The 19,952-nt window shown below is 73.4% G+C and carries 18 protein-coding genes; 4 read left to right on the forward strand and 14 right to left on the reverse strand.

The genetic code is table 11. The features are described from left to right. Positions 1-236: 236 nt before the first annotated feature. The 8 genes from AB0H21_RS37510 to AB0H21_RS37545 all read right to left on the reverse strand — a co-directional run bounded on the left by AB0H21_RS37510 (position 237) and on the right by AB0H21_RS37545 (position 8,548). Positions 237-1,154: an ABC transporter substrate-binding protein gene (locus AB0H21_RS37510; protein WP_358526328.1), complete on the reverse strand. Its 918-nt coding sequence runs from the start codon at positions 1,152-1,154 to the stop codon at positions 237-239. Positions 1,155-1,178: 24 nt separating this feature from the next. Further along, the gene (locus AB0H21_RS37515) at positions 1,179-2,345 is read right to left on the reverse strand and encodes an LLM class flavin-dependent oxidoreductase (protein WP_358526330.1); all 1,167 of its coding nucleotides are present in this window, start codon (positions 2,343-2,345) and stop codon (positions 1,179-1,181) included. Beyond that, entirely contained in the window at positions 2,335-3,417 is a 1,083-nt protein-coding gene (locus AB0H21_RS37520; RefSeq protein WP_358526332.1) for an LLM class flavin-dependent oxidoreductase, read from the reverse strand. The genes AB0H21_RS37515 and AB0H21_RS37520 overlap by 11 nt, the downstream gene beginning before the upstream one ends. Beyond that, positions 3,417-4,505: an ABC transporter substrate-binding protein gene (locus tag AB0H21_RS37525; RefSeq protein WP_358526334.1), complete on the reverse strand. Its 1,089-nt coding sequence runs from the start codon at positions 4,503-4,505 to the stop codon at positions 3,417-3,419. The genes AB0H21_RS37520 and AB0H21_RS37525 overlap by 1 nt, the downstream gene beginning before the upstream one ends. Then, the gene (locus AB0H21_RS37530) at positions 4,502-5,254 is read right to left on the reverse strand and encodes an ABC transporter ATP-binding protein (RefSeq protein ID WP_358526336.1); all 753 of its coding nucleotides are present in this window, start codon (positions 5,252-5,254) and stop codon (positions 4,502-4,504) included. The genes AB0H21_RS37525 and AB0H21_RS37530 overlap by 4 nt, the downstream gene beginning before the upstream one ends. A 25-nt stretch (positions 5,255-5,279) precedes the next feature. Next, positions 5,280-6,269: an ABC transporter permease gene (locus AB0H21_RS37535; RefSeq protein ID WP_358526337.1), complete on the reverse strand. Its 990-nt coding sequence runs from the start codon at positions 6,267-6,269 to the stop codon at positions 5,280-5,282. A gap of 4 nt (positions 6,270-6,273) precedes the next feature. Then, positions 6,274-7,356: an NrtA/SsuA/CpmA family ABC transporter substrate-binding protein gene (locus AB0H21_RS37540; RefSeq protein ID WP_358526339.1), complete on the reverse strand. Its 1,083-nt coding sequence runs from the start codon at positions 7,354-7,356 to the stop codon at positions 6,274-6,276. Positions 7,357-7,726: 370 nt separating this feature from the next. Then, positions 7,727-8,548: an NAD(P)H-binding protein gene (locus AB0H21_RS37545; RefSeq protein ID WP_358526341.1), complete on the reverse strand. Its 822-nt coding sequence runs from the start codon at positions 8,546-8,548 to the stop codon at positions 7,727-7,729. Positions 8,549-8,648: 100 nt separating this feature from the next. Here AB0H21_RS37545 and AB0H21_RS37550 point away from each other — a divergent pair, with 100 nt between their 5' ends. Continuing rightward, entirely contained in the window at positions 8,649-9,734 is a 1,086-nt protein-coding gene (locus AB0H21_RS37550; RefSeq protein WP_358526343.1) for a hypothetical protein, read from the forward strand. A 159-nt stretch (positions 9,735-9,893) separates the two neighbouring features. Here the strand turns inward: AB0H21_RS37550 and lepB are convergent, their stop codons facing one another. Next, a complete protein-coding gene (gene lepB, locus AB0H21_RS37555) occupies positions 9,894-10,754 on the reverse strand; it encodes a signal peptidase I (RefSeq protein WP_358526344.1) in 861 nt (286 codons plus the stop codon). Between the two features lie 244 nt (positions 10,755-10,998). Here lepB and AB0H21_RS37560 point away from each other — a divergent pair, with 244 nt between their 5' ends. Continuing rightward, entirely contained in the window at positions 10,999-11,847 is an 849-nt protein-coding gene (locus AB0H21_RS37560; RefSeq protein ID WP_358526346.1) for an NAD(P)H-binding protein, read from the forward strand. Here AB0H21_RS37560 and AB0H21_RS37565 read toward each other — a convergent pair. From AB0H21_RS37565 to AB0H21_RS37575, 3 genes are all read right to left on the reverse strand, one after another. Next, on the reverse strand, positions 11,783-13,066 hold the full coding sequence (locus AB0H21_RS37565; RefSeq protein ID WP_358526347.1) for a glycosyltransferase: 1,284 nt from the start codon (positions 13,064-13,066) through the stop codon (positions 11,783-11,785). The two genes, AB0H21_RS37560 and AB0H21_RS37565, sit on opposite strands and share 65 nt — an antisense overlap. A gap of 67 nt (positions 13,067-13,133) precedes the next feature. After that, positions 13,134-13,994: an SGNH/GDSL hydrolase family protein gene (locus AB0H21_RS37570; RefSeq protein WP_358526349.1), complete on the reverse strand. Its 861-nt coding sequence runs from the start codon at positions 13,992-13,994 to the stop codon at positions 13,134-13,136. After that, complete coding sequence (locus tag AB0H21_RS37575) at positions 13,994-15,118, reverse strand: glycosyltransferase (protein WP_358526351.1); 1,125 nt, start codon at positions 15,116-15,118, stop codon at positions 13,994-13,996. Before AB0H21_RS37575 ends, AB0H21_RS37570 begins: the two co-directional genes overlap by 1 nt. A gap of 549 nt (positions 15,119-15,667) precedes the next feature. Between AB0H21_RS37575 and AB0H21_RS37580 the strand changes: the two genes are divergently transcribed. Further along, positions 15,668-16,525: a hypothetical protein gene (locus tag AB0H21_RS37580; RefSeq protein WP_358526353.1), complete on the forward strand. Its 858-nt coding sequence runs from the start codon at positions 15,668-15,670 to the stop codon at positions 16,523-16,525. Positions 16,526-16,660: 135 nt separating this feature from the next. Here the strand turns inward: AB0H21_RS37580 and AB0H21_RS37585 are convergent, their stop codons facing one another. Then, on the reverse strand, positions 16,661-17,053 hold the full coding sequence (locus tag AB0H21_RS37585) for a hypothetical protein (protein ID WP_358526355.1): 393 nt from the start codon (positions 17,051-17,053) through the stop codon (positions 16,661-16,663). A 263-nt stretch (positions 17,054-17,316) separates the two neighbouring features. On the opposite strand from AB0H21_RS37585, the gene AB0H21_RS37590 reads away from it, so the two are divergent. Beyond that, on the forward strand, positions 17,317-17,898 hold the full coding sequence (locus AB0H21_RS37590) for a hypothetical protein (protein WP_358526357.1): 582 nt from the start codon (positions 17,317-17,319) through the stop codon (positions 17,896-17,898). A gap of 84 nt (positions 17,899-17,982) precedes the next feature. On the opposite strand, the gene AB0H21_RS37595 is transcribed toward AB0H21_RS37590, so the two are convergent. Beyond that, a complete protein-coding gene (locus tag AB0H21_RS37595) occupies positions 17,983-19,875 on the reverse strand; it encodes an ABC transporter ATP-binding protein (RefSeq protein WP_358526358.1) in 1,893 nt (630 codons plus the stop codon). Between the last annotated feature and the right edge of the window lie 77 nt (positions 19,876-19,952).

Raw genomic sequence — 19,952 nt, forward strand, 5'->3', positions numbered from 1 at the left:
AGCGATCGGCCCTGGATGGTGAATCGGCCAGGAGGAAGCCAGACGAAGCCGGAGGAAGGCAATGAAACCAGGCGCACACGATCCCTCCCCGAGCCGGGCCCGCTCATGGGAACCCGGGCGCGGAAGGAGTCCGGGGTTTGAGGAGGCGCGGGCCGAGGCTCCGGAACGGCCCGGCCCGCGCCTGCCCCACCGGGGCGAGGTCTCGGTCCTCACCCCGGGGTCCGGGGTTCGTACCGTCAGTGGGCGCGGGTGGACTCCACCAGGCGGTTGATCTCCGGCAGGACGGCCTCCGCCACGCTGATCTTGCGGTCGATCAGGCCGCTGGCGTGGAAGAGGTCGGCCGCGCGCTGCTGCTCGGCCACGAAGTCCTCGCTGACCGGGTTCAGGCCGAACGGGCGGTGGCGCAGCGCGTGCTCCCAGGCGTCGAGGTCTCCCCCGTCGTCGGCGGCGAAGAACTCGGCCGCGGCCCGCGGGTTCTCCTTGATCCAGGCGTCGGACTCCTGCAGGGCGGCGACGATGGCGGCGAGCTCCTCGGGGTGCTCGGCCGCGAAGTCGCGCCGGGTGAACCACAGCGAGCGGTGGCTGAACAGCCCGTCCGTCGCCACGAGCTCCCGGACGCGCGTCTCCCGCTCGACGCGGGTCAGCGACGGGTAGGAGCCGACCCAGGCGTCCACCTCGCGGTCCAGGAAGACCTGCGCGGCGTCGCCGTGGACGTCGACCGGCTCGATGTCCTTCCACGTCAGCCCGGCGCGGTCGAGCGCGAACAGCAGCAGCGTGGTCTGCCAGGAGCCGTGCCCGAGCGCGACGCGCCTGCCCGCGAGGTCCTTCAGGGAGTGGATCGGCGAGTCCTCGTGGACGACGAGGCGCCCGTTCTCGTGCCGCGACCCGGAGATCGCGACGTAGACGATGTCGTGCCCCTTGCCCTGGGCGGTGACGGGCGGCGTGGAGCCGGTGCCGATGAAGTCGTACCCTCCGTCGAACAGGTGGTCGCCGTGCAGGGAGGGCAGCCCCTTGCGAGGGTCGGGGCGCTCACCGGCCGGCAGGTCACGCAGGTCGACCCACCGCACGCCGGGCAGCGAACGTTCGAGGACGCCACGGGCGCGCAGCACCCACAGCGAGTTGTTGTTGGGGAAGTAACCGACGCGGACGGTCATCAGATGGACCCTTTCTGCACGGATCTAGACGGATACAGAGGTCTGGGGCGAGAGAGGGGAGGTGACGCGGAGCTCGTGCCCCTTAAGGAGAGGCAGCACCTCTTCGCCGACGCGGTAGGCCTCCTCCAGGTGCGGGACGCCCGCGAGGATGAAGGCGTCCACGCCGATGCCGATCAGCTCGTCGAGCCGTTCGGCGACCTGCTCGTAGCTGCCGACGAGCCCGAAGGCGGGCCCGCCGCGCAGCAGGTGGAAGCCGCCCCAGACGTTGGGCGACACCTCCAGTTCGCGGTGGTGGCGCACCGGCCAGGAGACGAACGACTGGCTGCGCAGCCATCCGACCGAGTCGCCGTCGGGGCTGCTCAGCGCGGACGGGTCGACGTGCTCCCAGCCGCGCTGGATCTCGTCCCAGGCGGCCTCCTCGGTGTCGCGGGCGAGCACGTCGATGCGCACCGCGAACCTGGGGGTGCGCCCGATGGCGGCGCTGTGCTCGCGGACCTGCGCGAACTTGGCGGCGAGGTCGGGGAACGGCTCCAGCCACGACAGGTAGTAGTCGGCGTGGCGCCCGGCCGCCTCGATCGCGGCGCGGGAGGACCCGGAGAAGTAGATCTCCGGGAACGGCTGCCGGGCGAGCGGCTCGGGCAGCCCGGCGCCCTCGACCCGGTAGAACCGGCCCTCGTAGTCGAACGGCCCGCCGCCCCAGACGCCCTTGAGCACGTCCAGGAACTCGGAGGTGCGCGCGTACCGGTCGTCGTGGTCGACGCGGTCGCCCCACCAGAGCTGGGCGGGCCCGCCGCCGCCGGAGATGATGTTGTAAACGACCCGGCCGCCGGTGGCGCGCTGGAGGGTCGCGGACATCCGCGCCGCCTGCACCGGATGCAGGAAGCCCGGCTGGTAGGCGATCATGAAGCGGTACGTCGTGGTCTCACGGGCGAGGGCGGCGGCCGTGGCCCACGGGTCGTCGGTGAACGGGAACGACGGCAGCAGACCTCCGACGAAGCCGGAGCTCTCCGAGGCGCGGGCGACGTCGGCCATGTGCTCGACGTAGGAGTACCCGTCGCGGCGGCCGTCCCGCACCCCGGGGGCCAGGCTGCCGGGGACGACCGGCGCCCACTCTCCTCTGCTGCTCACCCGGCGGCGCAGGGACGGCTGGTCGCCGTGGGTGCCGATGCGCCAGTAGATGTCAATGGACACGCTCGATCTCCTTCGCGAACAGCGGCAGCAGCCGCTCGCCCAGCCGGTAGGTCTCCTCGACGGCGGGCCGCGCGTCCAGCACGAACGTCGTGACGCCCTGGTCGAGGTAGGCGCGTATCCCGGCGGCGACGGTCTCGTACGACCCGGCGAACCCCAGGGGGCCGGTCCCGGCGATCACGTCGAAGCCCGGCCACAGCCCCGTACGGGGGTCGGGGGCGGGCGGCTCGCCGGGGGCGCCCTGGCCGGTGAGCACGGCGAGGGCCCACAGCCTGCGGACCTCGGCCCACGCCTCGTCCTCGTCCTCGCGGGCCAGGACGGGCACGCGCAGGCCGTACGCGACCCGGCGGCCCGCGGCGGCGGCCAGGTCCGACAGCGCGGCGACGCCGGCGGCGACGTCCTCGCCGGCCGTGAACAGGTGGACGTCGGCGTGGCGGGCGGACAGGGCGAGCGCCTCGGGGGTGGTGCCGCTCAGGTGGACGCGCGGGAACGGCAGCCCCGAGTTGGGCGACTGGAAGCCGCCCGCGAGCACCTGGTAGAACCGGCCCTCGTAGGTGTAGCCCTCCTCGTGCCAGACGCCCTTGGCGACGGTCAGGAACTCCTCCGCCCGCGCGTACCGGTCCGCGCCCGTCAGGAAGTCTCCCTGGGCGCGGGCGACCGCCGGGTCGAGGTCGACGTCGAGCCGCCAGCCGAGGCGTCCTTCGGCGAACCGCTGAAGCGAGGCGGAGAACTTGGCCGCGTACACGGGCGTCGCCACGCCGGGGTGGAACCCGGCGACGACGCGCAGGTGGCGGCTCTGCCGGAGCAGCCCGGCGGCCACGACCAGCGCCTCCTCGCCCTCGGGGTCGAACGGGACCAGCGCGCCTCCGACGGCGGCGATCTCGGCGGCCCTGCCCACCTGGGCGAGGTGGTCGGACGGGCGGGACGCGCCGGCGCGCGGGTCGGTGACGAAGGACGGCAGCGGGCGGCGCGCGTCCGGCCGCCAGTCGCCCCGGCCCTGGCGGCGCGGGTCGCGCCCGTCGCCGCGCGTGGGGACGGTGACGAGGAAGTCGGGGGCCTCGGGGGGCACGGCCATCACGCCACCGCCCCGGCGGTCTCGCCCCGAAGCCCCGCGCCCCCGGAAACAGCCCCGGCCTCGGGCACGGCGGTGGGCGCCTCCAGCCGCTCCCGGGCGAGCGCGAGCGGCTCGGGAGCCACCCACGCGTCGAGGTCGACGTCGGCGTCCAGGAAGCCGTGCACCAGCAGGAAGTCCTTCTGGACGCGCAGCAGGCCGAGGCGTTCGGCGGACAGGTCGGGGTGCAGGGAGTGGTGGAAGTCGCCCCGGTAGGCGGTGGCCACGGCGTCCGCGCCGGACCGGGTCTCGGCGGACAGGATCTCCCGCACCCGGCCGAGGTCGCCCCGGGCCCAGTCGGCGGCGCGCAGCGTCTGCGCCAGGAACCCGGTGACCAGGTCGGGTCGCTCGTCGAGCAGCCGCGCGTGCACGGTGATCGGCCGCGGGGTGCCGTTGTTGACGCGCGTGCGGGGGTCGGGATGGGCGTCCAGGTCGACGGCGACGACCGCGCCGATCTCGGCCGCCTGCTCGGCCGCCCGCGCGCCCTTGGCGTACACCGCGTCCACCTCGCCCCGGGCGAGTTCGGCGATGCCCGGCCAGGAGAACGCCCGGGCGCCCGCGTCCCGGCCGACCGACGGTCTGGCCTGCGCGGCGACCTCGACGAACGTGACGGCGTCCAGGGTGAGCCCGGCCTGGGACAGCGCGCCCTTGAAGCCGTGCAGGGCCATCGCCCGCGGGAAGCTCTTGGCCCGGGTCTCGGCCCAGGCGGGCAGCGCGACCCGGGCGCCGGCCAGCCCGGCGGCGTCCGTGATGCCGGAATCGGCCCGGACCAGGATGGACTGCCACTCCTCGATCCAGGTCAGGCCGATCAGCCGGGTCGGCGCGCCCGCGGACCGCGCGGCCAGCGCGGGCACGTTGCCGCCCTCCCGGAACAGCCCGAGCAGGCGATGGTCGAAGTGGCGTTCGGCCAGCTCGGGTCCGGCGTCCTGCAGGATCCCGATGTCCAGCCCGGCGAGCCGGAACTCCTCGGCGAGCCACCCCTGGTTGTGCGCCAGGCCGCTGGCGGTGGGCACGGGGCAGCGGGTGTACCAGAGCTTGTCCACGGATGTCATGCGACTCCTTCGGAGTGGGCGGCGGCGACGCCGAGGTGGGACAGGAACAGGCGGCGGTGGCCGGCGAAGCCGGGGGTGTCCCGGTCGCGGGGGCGGGGCAGGTCGATGGCCTGGTCCACGGCGATCGCGCCGTCGCGCAGCACCACCACGCGGTCGGCCAGCCGGACCGCCTCGTCCACGTCGTGGGTGACCAGGACGACCGCCGGGCGGTGCCGCGCGCACAGCTCGGCGACCAGTTCCTGCATCTGGAGCCTGGTCAGGGCGTCGAGCGCGGCGAACGGCTCGTCCAGCAGCAGCGCCTCGGGGTCGCGGACCAGCGCCCGGGCCAGGGCGACGCGCTGCGCCTCCCCGCCGGACAGCGTCGCCGGCCACGCCCGGCCGTACCCGTCCAGCCCGACCTCGGCCAGGGCCCGGCGGCCGGCCTCGCGCGCGGCGGAGGGCAGGCCGAGGGTGACGTTGGCGAGGACGCGCCTGGCCGGGATCAGCCGGGGCTCCTGGTACACGGTCGTGCGCCTGCGGGCGGCGAGGACCGTCCCGGCGTCCGGGAGCTCCAGCCCGGCCAGGATGCGCAGCAGGGTGGTCTTGCCGGTGCCGCTCGGGCCGAGCAGCGCGAAGAACTCGCCGCGCCGGATGTCCAGGTCGACGCCGTCCAGCACCGTCTTGGCGCCGAACGACTTGCGCAGCCCTCTGACCCGGATCGCGAGGCCGCCTGGGGCCTCGTCGCGCGCGGGGAACACCGGTTCGCTCATCGGAACCCCTCTCGGGTGGGCGGCCTCATCGGGCGACCACGTGGCCGCGCCACGGCATGGCGAAGCGCTCCAGCAGCCGGATCGCGCCGTCGAAGACGAGCCCGAGCGCGGCGTAGATGAGGATGCACAGCACCATGTAGTCGGGACGGAAGTACTGCTGGGCCAGCGTGACCAGGTAGCCGATGCCCTCGGTGGCGCCGATCTGCTCGGCGGCGATCAGGCCGGTCAGCGAGACGGCCAGGCTGATCCGCAGGGCCATCAGGATGCTGGGCAGCGCGCTCGGGATGACGACCCCGAGGGCCAGCCGGTGGCCGCGCAGCCCGAACCCGCGCGCCGCCTCGACGACCTTGCGGTCGACGTTCCTGACGCCGAGGTAGGTGTAGGCGTACATGGGGATGGCCGCCGCCACCGCGATGAGCACGATCTTGAAGGTCTCGCCGACGCCGAACCACGAGATGAACAGCGGGACCAGCGCGAGGAACGGGACGGCGCGCAGCATCTGCATCGTCGGGTCGACCAGTTCCTCGCCGATCGCCGAGATGCCGGCGGCCACGCCGAGCACGAGCCCGAGACCGCCGCCGACCAGCACGCCGAGCCCGGCGCGGTGGCCGGAGGCGAGCAGGTAGCCGGTGAGCTGGCCGGTCGCGGCCAGCTCGCGCAGCGCGCCGATCACCGAGGACGGCGCGGCGAGGACGTCCGGGGGGATGCGGCCGCTCGTGGTGCCGTACCACCAGGCGGCGAGCAGCAGCAGCGGCACCGCGACGCGCACCCCGGCCGACAGCGCGGCTGGTCGGCGCCGGGCCCCGAGGAACCTCGGCGTCTCCAGGCCGCGCGCCTCGGCCTCATCCGTACCGTTGGCGCCCTTCGCGCCGCCGGTACCATCCGCGTGTCTCACACCGTCCGTGCGGTCCGCGGGCACGGCACGGTCCGCGGCCACGGCGTCCACACGGTCCGCCGGAGGGGTGGGACGGCCGGCGGCCGTCTCGCTGGATTCGCGCAGATTCTCCACGGTCACGGCGTCACCCCGACGCGGCGGGGGACGCGCCGGCCGCCGCCTTGAGGTCGAACAGCACGTCGTCGGGGTTGATGTCCCCGGTCACGACCCCGTACTTGCGGAACAGGCCGGACACCGCCCGGATGTTGGCGCCGTCGTCCTTGGTGACGTACCGGGGGATGTTGGCGTACCGGGCGGTGGCGATGTCCAGGTCGAGCCGCGCGCCGGTGACGGCGGTCGGGCCCTGCGTGAGGAAGACGTTCTCGAACTTCTCGGGCGTCTTCTTGGCCTCCTCGGTCAGCTCCTGGAGCACCTCCAGGTAGACGCGGACCGCCTCGGGATGCCGTTCCAGCAGCTCATTGCGGGCGGCGAGGATCGTGAGGTCCTTGTCGTCCAGGTCGCGGCCGTGGACGAGCACCCGCGCGCCCTTGGCCACGGCCTCCGGGTACGCCTTGACGATGGCCCACCAGGCGTCCACCTTGCCGGCGGCGAAGGCGGCGGCGCCCTGGTCGGGGTTGAGGTAGACGCGTTTGACCTGGTCGACGGGCACGCCGGCCTCCTCCAGCGCGAGCAGTAGCAGGTACTCGCCCTTGCCGCCCTTGTTGACCGCCACCTGCTTGCCCACCAGGTCCTTCACGGACTTGATCGGGCTGTCGGGCTTCACGACGAGCCCGTCGGTCTGCGGCGCGGCGGCGTCGGTGATGGGGTCGGTCACCGAGAAGATCTTGATGTCGGGGCTGTTCGCCAGGTAGCCGATGGCGGGCGAGATGGCTCCGGCGAGGACGTTGACCGAGCCGGAGTGCACCGCGTCCACGGTCGCCGTGAAGGAGGCGTACGAACCGCCCCACTCGACCGTCGCGCCGACCGCCTTGAGCCGTTTCTCCAGGATGCCCTCGCGCTTGGCGTAGGCGAGCGGCCCGGAGTTGCCGGGATCCTGGAGCTTCAGGACCGCCCCGCCTCCCGAGGAGGACGAGGCGCCGCCGTCGGCGGACGAGGTGCCGCACGCGGCGGCCAGGCCGAGGACGGAGACGGCGAGCGCGACGGCGGCGACCCGTCCGTACGGGCGGCCGGACCGGCCGCGCGGAAACGGCGCGCGGATTTTCCACATGATGACGAGCCCCTAACACGGGAGAGGAAGGCGATACCGGCGGCGACCGGCCGCAGGGCATGGTGAGAGGCCCCCATGGCGGGGGGCGCGGGGTCGGGCAGAGGGGAGACGTCGTCTACCAGCGCGAGGACCGCGCGAGACGGATCACGTTCACTGACAGAGGCTGCTGTCCACGTGCATGAAGTCGATCGCGCGCCGGACGGTCAAGTTCACAATCGGCACAATGCCTATATTTCAGGTAGGTAATAGGGAAGTCAAGGCATATCTCGCATCGCAAGACATCCCAAACGCCGGGCGGGCGCACGCGCTCACGCGTACACCCGCCCTACCTGCGAAACATCCCCCGCCACACCGGCGGGGGCCCGTGTCGTCAGCGGGTGAGCAGGGCCGCGACCGTCCCGGCCAGATCGGTCGCGGGACGACCGAGGAGACGCTCCAGGTCGGGCCCGGTCTCGGCGAAGGCCCCCGCGCGGACCGCCGGGCCGAGCGAGCCGAGCCACCCGGCCTCCGCGTCGTCGACCTCGCGGTACTCGACCGGGACGCCCAGCGCCGCCGCCAGCGCCTCAGCGAGCCTGGGGTACGTCCACAGGGGGCCGCGCAACTCGTAGGTGGCGTTCTCGTGCCCGGTCCCGGTGAGCGCCGCCGACGCGGCCAGGGCCAGGTCGCGCAGCCGCGCCGTGTTGAGCGGACGCCCGCCCGTCGAGGACGTCACCGTCCCCTTCTTCCGGGCCTCCGCCAGCGCCGCCCCGAGGAACGCCTCCGAGTACAGCGCGTTGCGCAGAAAGGTGTGGCTCAGGCCGGAGGCGACGATCGCCTTCTCGGTGAGGCCGTGGTCGGCCGCGAAGCCCTGGGCGGAGTCCGCGCCGAGGCCGCTGGTGTAGACGATCCGCCGCACCCCGGCCCGGACCGCGCGCTCGATCACCGCCTCGTGCTGCGCGACGCGCACCCCGGGCGTGAGGTCGGGGCCGGACACCAGCAGCAGGACGTCCACACCGGCGAGCGCGCCGTCGAGGGTGTCAGGGCGGTCGTAGTCGCCGTGGCGCACCTCGACGCCGCGCGCGGCCAGAGGCGCGGCCTTCTCGGGGGTGCGGGCCAGCGCCACGACGTCGGCGGGACTCACCCTGCCGAGCAGGTCGTCGGCCGCGATTCTGCCGAGGTTTCCGGTGACACCGGTAACAGCGATCTTCGTCACGTAGAGTCCATTTCAAGAGTGTTCGGGGGAAAAGCGTGGTGAGCGTACCGACGTCTCCCTCCGATCCGCCTCGCATTTTCCGCCCGGGGGGCCGACGCCGATGCAGCCGCACCGTGAAGACCAGCCGCACCGTGAAGACCGGCTTCCCGCCCGCGACGCGGCCCCGGAGCCCGGGGAGACTCCGTCACGCCGCCGGTCGTGGCGCCGCGCGTCTCAGGTGGTCGTCATCCTGGTCTCCCTGCCCGTGCTGGTGCTCGCCGTCAGCGGGATCGCCCTGTACCTGTACGGCCTCGGCGCTCCGTCCCCCGGCGCGGTCACGCGCGGCCGGGACGCGGTGTGGCTCGGGCACGCGTGGGTGGACGGGCGCAACGGCGGCGCGCAGGTGGCCGCCCTCGCCGCCCGGCTCAGGGGAACCGGGGTGAGCGACCTGTACGTCCACACGGGTCCGTTCCAGGTGGACGGCACCCTGCCCACCTCCCTGTATCCGCGCGCGGGCTGGGCGGCCGGTGCCCTCCGCCAGACGCTTCCCGGAGTGCGGGTGCACGCGTGGCTCGGGCAGCGCCTGGACCCCGGCCTGATGGACCTGTCGTCCGCGCGGACGCGGGACAACATCGTGCGGACGGCCGCGCAGGTCATGACGGCCGGCTTCGACGGTGTCCACTACAACTTCGAGCCGCTGGACAGCGGGGACGTCGGGTTGCTGGACGTCCTGGACCGCACGCGCGCGGTCCTGCCGCGCGGGAGGCTGCTGTCGCTGTCGGTGCACCAGCTCGAACCGCTGCCCGGCCTGAGCACCGCGAGCGAGCTCGTGCTCGGACGCGCCGCGCTGTGGACGGCCGGCTACCTGCGCGAGGTCGCGCGCCGCCTCGACCAGGTGGCGATCATGACGTATGACACGGCCCAGCCGACGCAGGCCCTGTTCAGCGGGTACGTGCGCCGCCAGACCGCGCTGGCCCTGACCGCCGTGCCGCCGAGCACGACGCTGCTGATCGGCGTGCCCGCCTATCACGAGCCGACCTGGACGCACCACCCGTCGGCCGAGACCATGAGGGCGTCCATCCGCGGGGTGCGCCTCGGGCTCGGCGGCGACCCGCGGCCGTCCTTCGGCGTCGCCGTGTACGTCGACTTCACGGCCACCGCGGCGGACTGGGACGGGTACCGCCGCGACTGGGGCGCCCCCGGCTGACGCCCGTCTCCTCGCACGTTCGGGTCGAAGCGGCGGCCGGCGTAGAAGGCGGGCGCGGCGCGCACCTCGGCGAGCCGCTTCTCCCTCCTGTCCCGGCCCATGCCCGTCGCCGGCGCCGCGATCTTGTAGCCGCCGAGGTTCAGGCCGTGGTCCGGCCCCTCACCGGTCGAGAACGGACACGGGGGCCGCGAGCCCCCTCCGGCGGTCGTGGTACGGCCTGGTCAGCGCGCGCCGCCGCCACCACATCAAAGGCACCGCCCCGGCGAACCCGGCCGCCAGCGGCGTGGCCCCGCCGAGCTCGGCGGCCACCTTGAGCGCGGGCTGGACGAAGGTGTCGGGGATGGGCAGCGTGCCCGCCCGGGACAGCGGCCACACGATGACGAACGCGCGGCCGACGACGGTGTCCACCGGGATCGCGCCGTCCCCCTTGTCGCCCATGTGCATGCGGGAGTCGTAGGAGATCTGCCGGTGGTCGCCCATCACCCACAGGCGGCCGGGCTGCACCTTGACCTCGAACGTCTTGTCCGACGGCGCGTTGCCCGGGTACAGGTAGGCGTCCTCCTTGAGCGGCACGCCGTTGACGGTGACGCGCCCCTGGCCGTCACAGCACTTCACCGTGTCGCCGCCGACGCCGATGACCCGCTTGATGTAGTCCTTCTCGCCGGGGACCACGCCGAAGGCCGTGCCGACCCAGCGGAAGAACGCGGCGACCGGGTTGGACGGCGGCGGCATGTCCACCTCGCCCTTCCAGGAGTCGACGCCGGAGAAGACGATCACGTCGCCGCGCTCGACGTCGCGCGTGTGGTACACGAGCTTGTTGACCAGGACGCGGTCGTTCAGCAGCAGCGTGTTCTCCATCGACCCGGAGGGGATGTAGAAGGCCTGTACGACGAACGTTTTGATGGCGAGCGCCAGCAGCAGGGCGACGACCACGAGAACGGGCAGCTCCCGCCAGAACGAGCCCTTCTTCCGCTTGCCGCTCCTGGCGGGAGTCTTCGTGTCTTCGGCGACCACGTTCACCTCGTCCTCGGCCGGCGGCGCTCGGCGGCACCGTCTTCATCCATCATCACCGATCTTCGCCGCACACGCGAAGGATCCCCGGGGCGGGCATCGCCGGACTCGGGCATCGTGCTCAATCCTCCCCTGCGCCCGCGGGATCATTCTCCCCGCCCTCACGTGATCCCCGCACCTGCGGGCGGCTTGACCTCAACCAAGGTTGACGTTTCACGATGGCAGCCGCACTCGAACGTACAAGGGAGAACGTATGTTCCTCGTAACGGGGGCCACCGGAAACGTCGGCCGGCACGCGGTTTCCGCACTGCTGAAGGAGGGCGCCGGCGTCCGCGCGCTGACCCGCGACCCCGGCTCGGCCCGCCTGCCGGACGGCGCCGAGGTCGTCGGCGGCGACCTGACCGACCCGGGCTCGCTGAAGGCCGCGCTGGACGGCGTGGAGGCGGTGCTGCTGGTCTGGCCCACGGTCTCCGGCGACCACGCCGCGTCCGAGACCGTCGCCGCGATCGCCGCGCGGGTCCGCCGCATCGTGTACCTGTCCGCCCGGGGCGTACCCGAGGACCGGGAGACGCGGCAGGGGTCCATCATGGGCTCGCACGCCCGCATGGAGCACCTGATCGAGGACTCCGGAGCCGAGTGGACGTTCCTGCGCCCGTCCGGGTTCGCGACCAACACCCTTCAGTGGGCCGGGCAGATCCGCGAGACCGGGACCGTCCGCTGGGCCTACGGGCAGGCGCGGCGGTCGCTGATCCACGAGCGCGACATCGCCGCCGTGGGGGTCCGCGCGATGCTGGAGGACGGTCACGCGGGCGCCAAGCACGTCCTGACCGGCCCGCGGTCGCTCACCCAGGTCGAGCAGGTGGCCGCCATCGGCGAGGCGATCGGCCGCCCGGTCCACTGGGAGGAGGTGCCGCCCGCGTCCCTGCGCGAACCCATGCTGGCCGCGGGCCTGCCGCCCGAGATGGTGGACGCCATCATCGCCGGGCAGGCGGCGCTGGTCACCTCTCCCGAGCCGGTCACCACGACGGTGGAGGACGTCACGGGCGCCCCGGCGACCACCTTCCACCAGTGGGCGCGGGACCACGCCCACGACTTCCGCTGACCGCCCCGGCCGCGACGGGCGACGCCGCGTCCTCCGGAGCGGCGACGGGCGGCACGCGGACGGGTGACGCGGCGGCCTCCGGACCGGTGACCGGCGGCACGCGGACGGGCGCCCGGTCCGCCCCCTCCACGACGGACTGGTAGTAGCCGAAGAGTTGGTGGCACAGGGCCGTCCAGCCGCGGCCGAGGACGGAATCGCGGGCGTTCGACCCCATGCGGAGGCGGGCGACGGAGTCTCCGGCGAGGCGGGCGACGGCGCGGCGCATCTCGGCGGGCTCGTCCGGCGGGAAGAGCAGGCCGTTCACGTCCGGTCGCACGAGGTCGAGCGGCCCGCCCGCCGCCGCCGCGACGACGGGCACGCCGGCCGCCAGCGCCTCCTGGACGGCCTGGCAGTACGTCTCGTTCCGCCCCGTGTGCACGAAGACGTCGAACGACGCGAGGATCCGCGAAAGGTCCTCTCCGGTGCGCAGGCCGCAGAACACCGCGTCCGGGAGCAGCTTGCGCAGCCGGGGCTCGGCGGGGCCGTCGCCCACGATCACGAGCCGCGTCCCCGGGATGCCGGCCAGCTCGGCGAGCAGGTGCACGCGCTTGTCGGCGGCCAGCCGCCCGACGTAACCGATGACGACCTCGCCGTCCGGGGCGAACGAGCGCCGCAGCTCGGCGGAGCGGTGACGGGGGTCGAACTGGTCGAGGTCGACGCCCCGGCCCCACAGCGACACCCGGGGGATGCCGTGGTCGCGCAGCTCGGCCATCGTCGCCGTCGAGGGCGCGAGGGTGAGCGCGGCCCGCCCGTGGATGTGGCGCAGCCAGGCCCAGATCAGCGGGTCGGTGCCGCGCAGGCCGTACTGGCGCGCGAAGCCGGCGAGGTCGGTCTGGAACACCGCCACCGCGGGCACGCCGAGCCGCAGCGCCGCCGTCAGCCCCGCCGCCCCGACCACGGTGGGCGAGGCGAGGTGCACGACGTCGGGCTTGAACTCCTCGATCGCCCGGCCGATGCCGCGGCTCGGCAGCCCCACGCGGAACGACCGGTAGAACGGCAGCAGGCGGAACGCGGGCGTCGAGTGGACCGGGAACCCTGCGTAGGTCTTCGGGCCGGGGTTCGGCGCCACGACCATCGCGTCGTGCCCCTGGTCCGCGAGGTGGCGCAGCAGACGGACAAGTGAGTTCGTCACGCCGTTGACCTGGGGTAGGAAGGACTCGGAGACGATGGCGACTCTCATGGGTCTCACTTCTCTCGCTGCTTCGGCGACGCGGGGAGCGCGGTACGCGGGGGCGGCGCGGCCTCCTTCACGCGCCGGTGGCGGCGGCGGAGCCACCGGACGCGCCGAGGCGCCGCAGGATGACGTCGAGCTCGGCGTGCAGCAGTTCGTCGAGGGTTCCGGTCCTGCCGCGGACCTCGTGCCACGCCTCGCTGACGACGAGGCCGCAGAACTGCGGGAGGAAGTCCCGCGACCGGCGCACCACCCAGCCCGTCCCTTCGATCGCCATCCAGCGCGCGCTCGCCCACGCCGACGGATCGCGCCCGGTCGGCTCGGCGCTCGGCGGCGTGGGCCGGGCGAGGCCGCGCTCGGCGAGACCGGCCGCGAACAGGCGGGCCATCAGGCGGTGGCCGCGTTCGCTCGGGTGCAGCCGGTCCACCCCCCACATCTGCCGCTCGTACAGCGCCGGGGCCGCGCCCAGGTCGATGTGCACGGTCTCGTACCTGACGGCGAGGTGGTCGAGGACGGCGTTGATCCCGTGGACCCGGCGGGTGAGCGGACGGCGCACGAAGCCGGGGATGCCGAGCATCAGCCCCGGGTCGGGCAGGCGCGCGGTCAGCACGGTCGCGCCCGCGCCGCGCAACCCGCCGACGACCTCCTCCAGGGCGGTGGCGATGGCGGCCAGGTCGAACCGGCCGCGCAGCGTGTCGTTGACGCCCGCCAGCACCGACGCCAGCGTCGGCCGCAGCGCCAGAGCCTTCGGGAGCTGGTCGGCGGCGAGGTCGACGGCCGTCGCCCCGCAGTCGGCGAGGTTGCTGAACCGCACCTCACCATCGGGGGCGAGCGACTCCGCCAGCAGGGCCGCCCATCCGCGCCAGCCGCCGCCGGGCAGCGGGTCGCCCATGCCGACGGTGACCGAGTCGCCGAGCGCCACGAGTCGTACGGTCATCACCGCGCTCCTATCAGTCCGGGCAGCCCGTGGGCCACGAGGAAACCGCCGACCGACGCCGGCCAGCCGAACCGTTCCGCCTGCGCGCGGGCCGCCCGGCGCCGGCTCCGCTCGTCGCGGGCGAGAAGCTCCTGGATCGCGTCGGCGTACGCGCGGGGGTCGTCGCCGACGGCGGCGCCGGCGTCCCCGATCACCTCCGGCAGGGCGCTCGCGCGGGACACGACGACGGGGGTGCCGCCGGCGAGCGCTTCGAGCGCGGCCAGGCCGAACGTCTCGACCGGGCCCGGCGCGACGGCGACGTCCGCGGTGGCCAGCAGCCGCGCCACCAGATCGCGGTCGGAGACGTGGCCGAGGAACCGGACGGGCAGCCCCGCGGCCCGCTCCTCCAGCGCACGGCGGCGGGGCCCGTCCCCGGCCACGACGAGCCGGGCGGGCACGCCCCGGCGGCGCAGCTCGGCCAGCGCGGCGATGGGCCGGTCGGGATGCTTCTCCGACGACAGGCGGCTGCAGTGGACGAGCAGCGGCTCGTCCGGCCCGGCCAGGGTGGCGCGCAGCGCGGGGTCGCGGCGCTCGGGGGCGAAGCGGGCGAGGTCCACCCCGAGCGGCACCCGCCGCAGGTTCGGCACGCCGAGCCGCGCGAACTCCGCGGCGGCCCACGCGGTCGTGCAGACGACCACGTCGAAGTCGCGCGCGGTCGCGCGGTTGAGCCGGTCGGCGAGTGCGCGGGCGGGCACGCGGCCGGGGACGAACAGGCGCAGCAGGCCGTCGAGGCTCTCGTGCGACACCATGACCGACCGCACGCCGCGCGAGCGCGCCCACCGGCCCGTCCAGCGCAGCGTCGTGCGGTCCGACACCTCCAGGCGGTCGGGGCGCAGCTCGTCGAGCAGGCGGCGCAGGGACCGGCGCGCGGTGATGACGCGGTACCCGCCCGTGCCGGGAACGACGGGTCCGGGAATCGTGATGATCTTCCCGGCGGGGGTCTCGCGCACGTCGTGGCCCGGGCCGGGGATCACCAGGATCGGCTCATGTCCTGCGGCGCGGTAGCCGGAGCCGAGCTCGTTCAGGGCGGTGCGGAGCCCGCCGGAGCGTGGGGCGACGAAATTGGCCAGCCGGACGATCCTCATCTGCCATCCCGGAACACCTCTTCGATGCCTACGGGATGGAATGATGAGCTTGCCGCCCACCAGGAGAGATAACCGGATATGGCGTAATTAAGAACCTTGTCCAAAGTACCCGTGCCGGTCGCTTTTCCCGCCGCACGCCGGGTCTCCCGGACCAAGGTTCGACCCGGGAACCGGGGCCGGGACCGCAGAACGGGGTTGGGCTAGGAAGCCGGAGCCGGGACCGCGGACCAGGGTTCAGGGACGAGACCGGGGACGAGGATTCGGGGACGGACCGCGGACCGGGACTCGGCGACGGGACCAGAGGCCTGGAATCGGCGCCGGGACCACGTGCCCGTCCGCGCGCCGCGGCGGGGCCGTCCGGTGGATCCGGGGGAGCGCACCGCATCAGAACTTCACCTCCACTATGCTCATCGCGCGGTGATCGCGACCGACCGGCCCGTAACGGGCGCCCGTACGGATCCGGGCACGGGCGGCGGGATCACGCGCACGCGGCCTCTCCCCAACGGGTAAGGGCACCTCGGCACCCATCGGCACCGGACGAGTGGACAGATGAGCGACTACCGGTACTACGAATTCCTCGCGCTGGACCGCCCGCTGACCCTCGGCGAGCAGTCCGAGGTCCGCGCCCTGTCCGCCGAGGCGGACGTCACCGCGACCGCCTTCACCGGCGAGTACAAGTCCGGCGACTTCGGCGGCGACCCGGCCGCGATGATTGAGCGCTACTACGACGCCCACCTGTACGCCGACGGCTCGGGCAGCCGCCAGGTGATGCTGCGGCTGCCGACGGAGGCCCTCGACCTCGGCGCCGCCGAGCCCTACCTGCTCGACGAGCAGGTCGAGGCATGGGTCTCGGGCTCGGGCGACCACCTCGTCATCGACCTGCTGAGCGAGGAGGGCGACGGCGAGGACGATGACGACGACGGCTCGCTGGCGCTCATCGCCGAGGTGCGCGCCGACCTGGCCTCCGGCGACCTGCGTCCCCTCTACATCGCCTGGCTGGCGGCGATCGGCACGTGGGAGCGCGATGAGAACGCCTTCGACGAGGAATTCGAGGACGAGACCGAACCGCCCGTCCCCGCCGGTCTGGCCTCGCCGACCCCGTCCCAGCAGGCGCTCGCCGCGTTCCTGCGCCTGGACCCCGACCTGCTCGCGACGGCCGCCACCGCCAGCGCCCCCGAACGCACCGCCGACCCCGGGAAACTGGCCGAGTGGATCAGGGCTCTGCCCGCGAGCGAGAAGGACGCGCTGCTGCTACGCGTCACCGGCGGCGAGGCCGGATCCGCCCGCCTGGAACTACTCCGCCGCTTCCACAACGCAGCCGAGCCCCCCGCCGACACCCTCACCCGCCGTACGGTGGCCGAACTACTGGACGCGGCAGCGGAGGCCCGGAGCTCGGCCGGGCGCTGACGGAACCACGGCCCGGGCTCCGGACCGTTGGTGATGCCCCGGGAGCCCCGCCGGTGACGGCCCGGAGCCTGGTCATCGGTGACGGCTCGCCGTCCGGAGCCCGGCTCCCGGCACCCCGGTGGCGAGCGCGATCAGTCAGTAGAGCCACAGCACGCCATGGCGAGGCCGATAGGGGTGGACGTCCAGGTCGTCCTGGTCGTCCACCTCGCTCAGGCGGAGCGCGCCGACCCGTTTGGTCACCGCCGACAGCCGGTCGCGCAGACGAGAGCGCTCGCGGCGCTCTTCGATCGTGGCGTCCTGCGTCACGCTCCCCCGGCCATGCGCGCCGGGGAACGAGTAGAACTCCACCCGCCGCCGGACCAGCCGCGGCCGGGGCCGCCTCCCCTCCTTGGACGCCCCCGCGACCTCCGCCTGCGCGTACCGCAGCCCGGTGACCGTGACGGCACGCCAGGGAGTCCACCCTCTGGCACGCCCCTCGTCACCGTCCTGCGCACGGCGGGAACGGACATGATGCGCGGTACGAGACACGAAAACCTCCAGCACCGCCGAGACCCTCTCGGCGCCACTAGACGAATCCGCTCCCCCACGTGAGCCACAGCGACCGCATGCCCCGGATCCTAACCGCCCGCGAACCCCCGTCCGGGGCGAACCCCGCCCCGGCGGTCACGCGACCGGGTGCAGATATCCCGGCTGATGCCCAAATATCGGCTCTGCGAGAAATCGGGCCTTGGGGTGGGGTGTAGGGCGTTGACTGGGCGCCGGGGAGTGACGTCGGAGTCAGAGAGGGACATATGGGCGAGCACGATGCCTTCTGGATCGACCACGGTCACGACCGGGAACTCGCCGGCGACGGGCGCAGCCGGTACGCCGAGCAGGTGCGGCGCCACGTCGCCGCGTTCGACGGGTCGTGGGGTGACATCGCGCCGGTAACGTTCGCCTGCGCCGCCTGGAGGCTCGCCATCACGCCCTCGCCGCCGTACGTGCGGCGGCACCGCCGCGTGCTGTCCGCGGCCTGCGACCGCAACCCGTGGGACGGCACGCTCACGGCGCACGTCCTGCTCGTGTCTCCTCTGCCGGCCGAGCTGACCGCCTCGCGCGAGTGGTGGCGCGACCGGGGCTGGCGCGAGTGGCCGCAGACGTTCGGCCAGTTCCTGGACCCGACCGACCAGGACCTCTCGCGCAGCCCGTACCTGCGGCCGACCCTGCTCGTGGACGCGCCGGTCCCCTTGGACGCCCTGCCGCCCGCTCCCGAAGGCCCGGACGACACCCTCGCCGACATGGCTCATCTGGCGGTGACCGCGCTGGTCAGAGAGCTGAACGCCCTGCTCACCCCGATCATCCGGAGGCTGGAGACCGCCCAGACCCCCGGCTGAGCCGTGTGACCGGCCCGGCCGCGGGTCCGTCGTCCTCCTGCCACGGGTTCGCCCTCCCGTGGCAGGATTCGTCCCTGCGGTTCGTCAGGTCGCGGCGGGCGCGTCGCCGTCCGCCGCGACCAGGGCGCCGCTGAACTGGGCGGAGTACAGGCGGTGGTAGGCGCCGCGGGCCTCCAGCAGTTCCTCGTGCGTGCCGTGCTCGACGATACGGCCGGCCTCCATCACCAGGATGAGGTCGGCGTCGCGGATCGTCGACAGCCGGTGGGCGATGACGAAGCTCGTGCGGTCGGTGCGCAGGGCGGCCATGGCGTGCTGGACCAGCACTTCCGTGCGCGTGTCGACCGAGCTGGTGGCCTCGTCGAGGATCAGCAGGGACGGGTTGGCGAGGAAGGCGCGGGCGATGGTGAGAAGCTGCTTCTCGCCGGCGCTGACGTTGCCGCCCTCCTCGTCGATCACCGTGTCGTAGCCGTCGGGCAGGGTGCGGACGAACCGGTCGACGTACGTCGCCCGCGCCGCCGCGTGCACCTGCTCGTCGGTGGCGTCCGGGTTGCCGTAGGCGATGTTGTCGCGGATCGTCCCGCCGAACAGCCACGTGTCCTGGAGCACCATGCCGATGTGCGAACGCAGGTCCTCGCGGCGCATCGCCGTGATGTCGACGCCGTCCAGCGTGATGCGCCCGCCGTCCAGCTCGTAGAAGCGCATGATGAGGTTGACCAGGGTGGTCTTCCCCGCGCCGGTCGGGCCGACGATGGCGATCGTGTGCCCGGGGTCCGCCACCAGGGACAGGTCCTCGATGAGGGGCTGCTCCGGGTCGTAGCGGAAGGACACGTGCTCGAACTCGACGCGACCGCGCCGGGCGGCGGGCAGCGCCGGGTCGGCGGGGTCGGGGGTCTGTTCCTCGGCGTCCAGCAGCTCGAAGACCCGCTCGGCCGACGCCACGCCGGACTGCAGCAGGTTGGTCATCGAGGCGACCTGGGTCAGCGGCTGGGTGAACTGCCGGGAGTACTGGATGAACGCCTGGACGTCGCCGAGGCTCATCGTCCCGGTGGCGACCCGCAGCCCTCCGACGACGGCGATGGCGACGTAGTTGAGGTTGCCGATGAACATCATCATCGGCATGACGATGCCGGAGATGAACTGGGCGCCGAACCCGGCCTTGTACAACTGCTCGTTGCGCTCCCTGAACACCTCTTCGACCTCGGGCCCGCGTCCGAACACCTTGACGAGTTCGTGGCCGGTGAACGCCTCCTCGATGTGGGCGTTGAGGGTGCCGGTGTGCGCCCACTGTGCGACGAAGAGTTTCTGCGAGCGCTTGGCGACGAGCGCGGTGACGATCATCGACAGCGGGATCGTCACCAGGGCGATCAGCGCGAGCAGCGGCGAGATGAAGATCATCATCGCCAGCACGCCGATCACGGTCAGCAGCGAGGTGAGAAGCTGGCTCAGCGTCTGCTGCAGGGTCTGGGACACGTTGTCGATGTCGTTGGTGACCCGGCTGAGCAGCTCGCCGCGCGGCTGGCCGTCGAAGAACTTCAGGGGCAGCCGGTTCATCTTGTCCTCGACGTCCGACCGCAGCCGGTACACCGTCCGCTGCGTGACGTCGTTGAGCAGGTAGCCCTGCAGCCACATGAACAGCGACGCCGCGACGAACAGCACCAGCGCCCAGACCAGCGCCGTGCCGAGCGCGCCGAAGTCGATGCCCTGGCCGGGGACGAGGTCCATCCGGGCGAGCATGTCGGCGAAGTTGCCGTTGCCGGACGCGCGGGCGGCCTCGACCGCCTGCTCGGGGGTCGTCCCGGCGGGCAACTGCCTGCTGACGACGCCGCTGAAGATGAGGTCCGTCGCGCGGCCGAGGATCTTCGGGCCGATGACGGAGAAGACCACGCTGATCACGGCGAGGGCGATGACGGCGATGATCCTCGTACGTTCGGGGCGCAGCCGGCCGATCAGCCGCCGGGCCGAGGGCCCGAAGTTCATCGACTTCTCCGCGGGCATCCCGCCCCCGAAGGGCCCCCGCCCGAACGGGCCACCCCCTGCGGGCGGCCGTGGACGCG

Source organism: Sphaerisporangium sp. NPDC051011 (assembly GCF_040653595.1).
Classification (GTDB): domain Bacteria; phylum Actinomycetota; class Actinomycetes; order Streptosporangiales; family Streptosporangiaceae; genus Sphaerisporangium.